Below are 8569 nucleotides of genomic sequence, written 5' to 3' on the forward strand. Positions count from 1 at the left end.
GCAGGATGAGCTGTCGCAGTCTGCTGAGGTCGAAGAAACCTACTTTGAGGATTCTCAGTACGATGATGCTGAGTATGAAGATTCTGAGTATGAGGAGTACGACGAGTACGAGGACTACGACGACGATGAGGAAGGGAACTCCTCTCTTTTCGCGATGAGTGAGGAAGAGCTGGATGACCGTCCGGGCGTGAACTGGCTGTCGGTTCTTTCTGTTGCTGTTGCGGTTATTCTTTCCATTATTTTGGCTGTTGTGGGTGTTCGTGCTTTTGCGTCGGTGAATAATAACGCTGAGTATGCCGGTAGGAGCTGGGTTATTCAGGGCACTTATCAGGATTTGACTCCTGACCTGATTACGAAGGGTAATGTGGCTCGTTATAAGGGCAACCTGCCGGCTGATGACGCGCTGAATGGTAAGACGTATGTGTCGAACTTGAAGGATAAGTATCAGGTGACTTCGGGGGCTTCGATTGAGTTCCGCGGTTCGCAGACTGGTGATGTTCCTTCCGAGTTCCCGCGTGAGGTGGATGGCCTGTTGGTGGAGAAGGACGGCACTCTTGAGGTCGTCTATACCGCTGAGAAGGGCACGTTGAAGCCTGTGACTGAGGCAAGCGTGAACGCTGAGCGTTTTGCAGGTATCGCAAGTATTGTCGGTGCGGTGCTGGTGCTTCTGCTGGGTATGGGTTTTGCTGTGTGGCTGAACCGCCGTTCGCGCAATGTTGAGTATGAGGATTTGGACGGCCTGGTGGAGGATGAGCGCTAGGCGCTCTGAATCGTCAGGATTCACCGGTTGACGTTTTGTTGAGGGAGCCTGCTTCTGGTGCACGTGGTGTTGCTGGAGGCGGGCTCCTTTTTCGTGCTTGCGTACCGGGGCTCTCTTGACCGGCGCAACGCACCTGCCCACTAATGCACCAGCCCACAATGTTCTTGCACGCTATGCATTCATTGCGAGGTTATGCGCCCGAATGTGTAGATACACGCTACATTCGCGGTGTTTTGCGTGACAGCTGGTGAGATAAACCCTGAAATTTCCCCCATATCTTGGAATAATCCATATTTGGTGCGCATATTTATGTGCATATGTATTATCTTGGGTAGTGAAGAATGTTACGCTGCGCCACCGTTGGGCAGCTCCGTTCTGAATTCGTGATTGGCACCGTAGGAAGAAGAGATATTATGCCTTTCCCCTCGACCAAGATCGCGCGTCAGGCACGCATCGTTGAATTGCTGCAGACCCGACGTGTCCGCTCCCAGGCTGAACTGGCGCAGTACCTGACCGATGATGGTATGAAGGTTACTCAGGCGACCCTTTCCCGTGATCTTGTTGAAATTGGCGCTGAGCGCATCCGCGATGAAGGCGCCGGCCTGATTTATGCTGTGCCGAATTACCCTGCCCGTCGTGGCGGCGGTACTGCACCTGATGCCCGTATGATTTCCCTGTTTAAGGAACTGCTGATTACCGCTGAGGGCTCGGCAAATATTACGGTTCTGCGTACTCCTCCGGGTGCTGCGCAGTTCTTGGCGTCGTCGATTGATCAGGGCGGTCTTGAAGCGATTATGGGCACTATTGCCGGTGACGATACGGTCATAGTGGTTACTCGTGACCCCAATGGCGGGGCTGCGCTTGCCGAGAGCTTCTTGGATTGGTCTGCTGCTCAGTAGTAGCTGGGGCGTATCTTGCGCTGTTCTTCTGATGTTTCGGGGGAGCGGTTGAAGGTACGCCCTTCTGCTGTCTTCGGGCTCTTTTCCGGGCTTTTAGCTCGGCTTCTTCTTTTCTAGATATACCGATTTTTCTATGGTGAGAGTTTTTATCATGTCTGAAATGCACGATTCAGCGAACAATATTGCCTACCTGTTGGCGGAGGCTGCTTCCGGTTCCGGGGCTAAGGCGGCTTTGGCGATTCCGGCTTCTGGCTCTGCTGATATGCAGGTGGTGAGCTACGCGCAGTTGGCGTCCGCTGCCGCGCAGGTTCAGCGTCATCTGGAGGCGCTCGGTGTTGAGCGCGGTGACCGGGTTGCGTTGTCTATGCCGAATGTGGCGTTGATGCCGGCACTGTATTACGGCATTGTGGCTGTGGGTGCGATTTGTGTTCCGTTGAATCCGCTGTTGTCGGGTGCTGAGCTGGAGTATCATCTGCGCGATAGCGGAGCGAAGGTGCTTTTTGCTTTTGCGGGTACTCGTCTGGCGTCGGAGGCGCCATCGACGGTGCCGGTGAAGAACGGTTCGGTTCGTTGTGAGATTTTCACCGGGGGAGAGGGCTCACCGATGGCTCCTTTTGATGGGCTGTCCGATGCGGTGCTGGAGCCTGTCCCGGTGGCGGCGAGTGACCCGGCGATTATTCTGTACACCTCGGGTACGACGGGCCGCCCGAAGGGTGCGACGCTGACTCACGCGAATATCCTCTCGAATGCTCGTAGTTGCGTGAGCGTTTTTGGTTTCACCGCTGAGGACATTATTTTTGGTGGTCTTCCGCTGTTCCACGCGTTCGGTCAGACGGTGTCGATGAACGCGGCGTTTGCGGCGTCGGCTACGGTGGCTTTGTTGCCGCGTTTTACCCCCGGTGACGCGCTGAATCTGGTGGAGCGTGCAGGGGTATCGGTGTTGGCTGCGGTCCCGAGCATGTATGTGTCGTTAGCTTCGGCGCTGGAGGCTGAGCCTGAGCGTGCGCGTTCGCTGCGTGGCCGCATCCGGTTCGGCATTTCGGGTGGTTCGCCGCTGCCTGCACCGGTGCATTCTGCGTTGAAAACGCTGATTGAGTGCCCGGTGTATGAGGGCTATGGTTTGAGTGAGACGTCGCCGGTGGTTTCGTTTAACCAGGCGGAGTTTGGCATGGTGCTCGGTTCGGTGGGGCGTGTGCTGCCGGGCGTGCAGGTGCAGGTTCGTTGCCCGCAAGGTTCTGAGTGCGCGCCGGGTGTGAGCGGTCAGCTGTGGGTGCGCGGTGAGAACGTGATGTCTGGCTACTGGAATAATCCGGCGGCTACGGCTGAGGTTTTTGACGGCGAGTGGTTTGCGACCGGCGATGTTGCTCGTGTTGATGAGCAGGGCAATATTTTTATTGTGGACCGCATTAAGGACATGGTTCTGCGTAACGGCTATTCGGTGTATCCGCGTGAGATTGAGGATGTTCTCTACACCCATGAGCAGGTGCAGTCGGTAGCGGTATTGGGCGTGCCGGATGAGCGCGTGGGCGAGGAGGTCGTCGCCGTGGTGATGCCGCGTCCGGGTGCTGATGAGGGCGTGCTGCAGGCGGAGTTGAATGCGTTGGCGCGTACTCGTTTGGCGGCGTATAAGTATCCTCGCCGCTACGTGATGGTGGAGAGCATGCCGCTGGGCCCGACCGGCAAGATTCTTAAGCGTGACTTGAGGGTTCTGATTCAGCGGAGCTAATCCCGGCTGACGGTTCTTGGCGCTGATCTGAGGACAAGCGCGGGTGAAGAGGGTAGAATCTTGTAGGCGGCTTCTACCGCGTTATTGTTCCCGGGTGTTTTTGCCGGGGCTATCCCCTTCACGAAAGAGAGAGCATGAGCGTTCCCGCTTCTGAGGCTTCGCGAACCCCTATTGAGCAGTTGATTCCGGCTGCTTGCGCTACGATTCCGAATTACCCGCACGAGGGTATCCTCTTTTACGATGTGACCACTCTCTTCGCTAATGCTGAGGTGTTCAAGGCGTGCATTGATGAGCTGGCTGCTCGTTTTGAGGGTCAGTTTGATGTGGTGGCTGGTGTTGAGGCTCGCGGTTTCTTGCTGGCGTCTGCGCTCGCGTATGCTACCGGCACTGGCGTTATGACGGTTCGTAAGGCGGGTAAGCTTCCGCGTGAGACGTACCGTGAGGAGTATGCGCTGGAGTACGGTAGCGCGGCGATTGAGATTCACTGTCATGATTTCGCGCCGGGTACTCGTGTTCTTCTGCTGGATGATTTGCTGGCGACTGGCGGTACTTTGGTGGCTGCCGCGAAGCTGGTGGAGCGCGCGAACCTGAAGGTTGCCGGCGTTGGCGCTCTTCTGGAGCTGGAGGGACTGGGCGGCCGTGAGGCGCTGGACGGTTACCGTCTTGAGACGCTGAGCTTGGTGTCTGAGTACCCGCTGCCGTCGAAGTAGTTTTATAGAGTGTGAGGCTTACCGCCGTTTGGGTGTGTGTAGCTGATCTTGATGAGGGGTGCCCCGCCGGTTGAGCCGGTGGGGCACTTTTCTGTGTATGCCTGTGTGGGTTTTCTGTGGGGGTAATATTTCTGCCGTTCGGAGCCTGTCCTGTAAAATAGTGACCCGTATTTTTGGGTGCCTGTCGCACCCTGTCTTTGAGACACCATAGGTTTAAGGAGCTTACGTGTCATCTGAATCTGTACCCCAGCAGTCTGCTGATTCTTCGGCGGCTGAGAAGCTGTTTGCTGAGCAGATGGCTGCGGAGCGTGAGTATGTTGCTCGCGTGTATGCTCGCCTGGATGAGCTCCGCGAGGAGACGGCTGAGAAGCTGGCTGCTGTGCGTAAGAATCAGGCGGTGGGCGGTCATCAGAACCGTTCGGAGCGTGACTCTTTTGCTACTCACTATGAGGACCGTTTGGCGCAGCTGAATGCTGTGGATTCTCGTCTGACGTTTGGTCGCCTGGATATGGACCGTGAGGGCGCTGATGCGGTGCGTTATATCGGTCGTATTGGTATTACGGATAGCAATCAGCAGCGTCTGCTGATGGACTGGCGTGCCCCGGAGGCGGGTACGTTCTATCAGGCGACTGCTTTCCACTCGATGGGTGTGCGCCGCCGCCGTCATCTGATGCTTGAGGGCCGCACTGTCGTAAATATTGAGGATGAGGTCTTCGACTCGGAGATGCTGCAGGATGAGGACACTCTCCACGGTGAGGGTGCGCTGTTGGCGGCGTTGAATAAGAAGCGTACCGGCCGCATGGGCGATATTGTGGCGACGATTCAGGCTGAGCAGGATGCGATTATCCGCTCGGAGCTGCCGGGTGTGCGTGTTGTGCAGGGTGGCCCGGGTACCGGTAAGACTGCTGTGGCGCTGCATCGTGCGGCGTACCTGCTGTATACGAACCGTGAGCGCCTGTCGAAGGCTGGTGTGCTGGTGGTTGGTCCGTCGAATTCGTTCATGTGGTATATCGAGCGTGTGCTTCCTTCGCTGGGTGAGACTGGCGTGGTGATGGCTTCGTTGGCGACCCTGTATCCGGGTCTGCGTGCTGTGCCTGAGAAGGACCGCGCGGTTGCCGCGTTGAAGGGCGATTTGCGCATGGTGAAGGTTATTAAGCGTGCGGTGGCGGATCGTCAGAAGGTGCCGGCTCAGGTTCAGCGTCTGAATGTTGAGGGTACTGATGTTGAGCTGACTCCGGAGATGGTTCGTTCGGCTCGTTCTCGTGCTCGTTCGACGGGCAAGCCGCATAATGAGGCTCGTGAGACGTTCGTGAAGATTCTGTTGAAGGAGCTGACCGCGAAGCTGGATGATCAGCTGAACCGTGCGGCGGGTCGTGTGGTGGAGCGTCCGTATCTGCAGGATGATGTGCGCGCCTCGATGGATGTGCGCCGTGCCTTGAACCTGGCGTGGATGCCGCTGTCGCCTGAGACTCTGTTGCGCTCGCTGTTCTCGAAGCCGCACTATTTGGAGTCTGCGGCTCGTGAGCTGTCGAAGGCTGAGCGTGAGCTGTTGGCTCGCACGGCGGATGCCCCTTTCACGGAGGCTGATGTTCCTCTGTTGGATGAGGCTGCTGAGCTTTTGGGTGATTTTTCGAAGGTGACCGGTGCGGCTGCTGCGGCTCGTGCTGCGGCGGAGCATCGCGCGAACCTTGAGAATGCGGCGAAGGCTCTGGAGAATGTTCACCAGTCGCTGGAGGATATTGGCGCTGATGGTGTGATTACTCCTGAGCAGATTGCGATGATGAATGAGGTTCGTGGCGAGCGTATGACTGCTGCGGCTGCGGCGTCGGCTGATCGTACGTGGGCGTATGGCCATATTGTGGTGGATGAGGCTCAGGAGCTTTCGCCCATGCAGTGGCGTCTGCTGATGCGTCGTTGCCCGATGAAGTCGTTCACGATTGTGGGCGATATTGCTCAGGCTTCTTCTGCGGCGGCTGCTTCCTCGTGGTCGCAGGCGTTGGAGCCGTTTGTGGGTGAGCGTTTCACTCTGGAGGAGCTGACGATTAATTACCGTACTCCGGCTCAGATTGCTGAGGCGGCGGTGTCGGTTGCTCAGGCTGCGGGCTATGAGGTGTCTGCGCCTCGTGCGGTGCGTGAGGGCCGTTGGGCTCCGCTGGTTCATGAGGTTGCTTCCGAGTCTGTTGTGGAGCAGACCGTGGCTGTGGTCAGCGAGGAGGTCGCTCATTCGGGTGGCGCTCTGATTGGTGTGGTGTGCCCTCCGAGCCTGTATGTTCAGACTGCTCAGGCTGTGGCTCGTGCTCATGCTGATCGTACGGGTACCGCGCAGACTGCGTTGGAGAATCAGGTGCTGGTTCTGACTCCGTGGGAGGCGAAGGGCCTGGAGTTTGATGTTGTGGTGATTGTTGAGCCGCAGCAGCTGATTGATGATGCTGATGGCGCTGTGGGTGATTTGTACGTGTCGATGACTCGTCCGACTCAGCGCCTGCACATGGTGGGTTCGCGGATGCCCGCGGGTCTGTAGCCTTGCGGCTCGTGTAGCCTCTATCTGTTATTTCTGTGAGCCGGTGCCGCACCGGTTTGGGCGCTCGCTTGGGTTTTTCTGAGCGTTTGGGCTGGTGCGGTGCTAGGCTTGTTACATATTTTGTTCGAGCGCCTTCGGGCGTTGTTACCTTGTGAATGGGAGAAGCATGTCTGCCGAGATCCTCAACGCGCAGCATAATGACGATACCTTCGAGAATATTTGGCAGGAGCTGAAGTGGCGCGGCCTGGTGCACGTGAGCACTGATGAGGCTGCTCTGGAGAAGGCGCTGAGCGAGGAGAGCCTGACTTTCTATACGGGTTATGATCCGACTGCGGCTTCTTTGCACCTGGGTCACTTGGTGCAGCTGCTGGTGATGCGTCGTCTGCAGCTGGCTGGTCACAAGCCGCTGGGTCTGGTGGGCGGTTTCACCGGTTTGATTGGTGATCCTCGTCAGACGTCTGAGCGTGTGCTGAACTCTCCTGAGGTTGTTGCTGAGTGGGTCAAGTCTCTGCGCGCTCAGATTGAGCGTTTCCTGTCGTTCGAGGGCGAAAATGCAGCTCGTATGGTGAATAACTTGGACTGGAGCGGTCAGATGTCTGCTCTGCAGCTGCTGCGCGATGTTGGTAAGCATTTCCGCGTGGGCACCATGGTGAAGAAGGAGATTGTTGCGAAGCGCCTGAACTCTGATGAGGGCATTTCGTACACCGAGTTCTCGTACCAGATTCTGCAGGGCCTGGACTTCTTGGAGCTGAACCGTCGTTTCGGTTGTACTCTGCAGACCGGTGGTTCTGATCAGTGGGGTAACCTGACGAGCGGTACTGAGCTGATTCGTAAGGTGGAGGGTAAGAGCGTTCACGCTATTGGTACTCCGCTGATTACTAACTCTGACGGCACTAAGTTCGGTAAGAGCGAGGGTAACGCTATTTGGCTGAACCCGCAGATGTGCTCGCCGTACGCTTTCTACCAGTTCTGGCTGAACACTGCTGACGCTGATGTGATCGACCGTTTGAAGGTTTTCACTTTCTTGACTCGTGCTGAGATTGCTGAGTTTGCGGAGAAGGTTGAGAAGGAGCCGTTTAAGCGTGAGGCTCAGAAGACTCTGGCGTACCTGGTGACTTCGCTGGTTCACGGTACTGAGGCGACTGATCAGGCTGTGGCTGCTTCGGAGGCTTTGTTCGGTAAGGGCGATTTCGCTGCTCTGGATGAGGCTACTTTGGAGTCTGTGGTTGCTGAGCTTCCTTCGGCTAAGCTGTCCGAGGATCGTCTGGACATGATTTCTGTTCTGACTGAGCTGGGCTTTGCGAAGTCTAACTCTGAGGCTCGTCGCATTCTGAAGGAGGGCGGCGCTTCGGTGAACGGCGTGAAGGTTCAGGGCGAGGACGCAGCTATTTCTAAGGATGATCTGCTGCACGGTCGTTTTGCGATGGTTCGCCGTGGCAAGAAGAACCAGGGCGCTGTAGAGCTGATCTAATACAGCGCTAATCTAGTCTTCTCGAGACATATAGAAGGGGAGGGGGCTTCTCTGCTGAGTGTTTAGTACTGAGTGTTCGGTACTGAGTGTTTGGTGGGGGAGTGCCCCTCCTTTTCTGTTCCCTATATACCTTCCCTATACATATAGAGCCCCTCCACAGGAGGGGCTCTATATCTTTGTCCTCTTATCCTTGTCTTCGCCCTCTAGGGGTTCCTCTGCTGCATACTTCTCTCGTTGGTCAGCCCTGTTTTGGAGGCTCCGGGCGGTATTGGGAGGGCATTCTGGAGGTTTTCAGGGCTCTTGTGAGGCTTTTTAAACTTTTTTCAAAGAACTTTTGAGGCTCTTACCTTGCGTTGACTAGGGGTTTTAGTGCCCTGTCCGGGTCAGGATGAACCTAAATCCCCGTTTTTGTGTTCTACTTCACCGTTTTTCGGGTTGCATGGGTGTTTGGACGTCTGTATAGTTGTATGAGTCGCCGCGGC

The 8569-nt window shown here is 56.5% G+C and carries 6 protein-coding genes; all 6 read left to right on the forward strand.

The annotated features are described in order from the left end of the window. Positions 1-760 (forward strand): hypothetical protein (locus Q0216_RS01705; protein ID WP_298592442.1); only part of this gene is annotated, 760 nt, incomplete at its 5' end. Positions 761-1173: 413 nt separating this feature from the next. Further along, the gene (locus Q0216_RS01710) at positions 1174-1659 is read left to right on the forward strand and encodes an arginine repressor (RefSeq protein WP_044150633.1); all 486 of its coding nucleotides are present in this window, start codon (positions 1174-1176) and stop codon (positions 1657-1659) included. A 151-nt stretch (positions 1660-1810) separates the two neighbouring features. Next, positions 1811-3385 (forward strand): AMP-binding protein, encoded by a 1575-nt coding sequence (locus Q0216_RS01715; protein ID WP_298592444.1) that lies wholly within the window; start codon positions 1811-1813, stop codon positions 3383-3385. 134 nt (positions 3386-3519) lie between these two features. After that, positions 3520-4095 carry an adenine phosphoribosyltransferase gene (locus Q0216_RS01720; RefSeq protein ID WP_296545715.1) on the forward strand — a complete coding sequence of 192 codons (576 nt, stop codon included), beginning with the start codon at positions 3520-3522 and terminating at the stop codon, positions 4093-4095. Positions 4096-4321: 226 nt separating this feature from the next. Beyond that, complete coding sequence (locus Q0216_RS01725) at positions 4322-6616, forward strand: AAA family ATPase (protein WP_298592445.1); 2295 nt, start codon at positions 4322-4324, stop codon at positions 6614-6616. A 166-nt stretch (positions 6617-6782) separates the two neighbouring features. After that, entirely contained in the window at positions 6783-8087 is a 1305-nt protein-coding gene (gene tyrS, locus Q0216_RS01730) for a tyrosine--tRNA ligase (RefSeq protein WP_298592446.1), read from the forward strand. The last annotated feature ends 482 nt before the right edge of the window (positions 8088-8569 follow it).

This window comes from uncultured Rothia sp. (assembly GCF_937976295.1).
In the GTDB taxonomy this organism is placed as follows: Bacteria; Actinomycetota; Actinomycetes; order Actinomycetales; family Micrococcaceae; genus Rothia.

Excerpts from the sequence above, each read along its gene's own strand:
- Q0216_RS01710 (WP_044150633.1), top strand. The coding sequence starts at position 1,174 with ATGCCTTTCCCCTCGACCAAGATCGCGCGTCAGGCACGCATCGTTGAA.
- Q0216_RS01715 (WP_298592444.1), top strand. The coding sequence starts at position 1,811 with ATGTCTGAAATGCACGATTCAGCGAACAATATTGCCTACCTGTTGGCG.
- Q0216_RS01720 (WP_296545715.1), top strand. The coding sequence starts at position 3,520 with ATGAGCGTTCCCGCTTCTGAGGCTTCGCGAACCCCTATTGAGCAGTTG.
- tyrS (WP_298592446.1), top strand. The coding sequence starts at position 6,783 with ATGTCTGCCGAGATCCTCAACGCGCAGCATAATGACGATACCTTCGAG.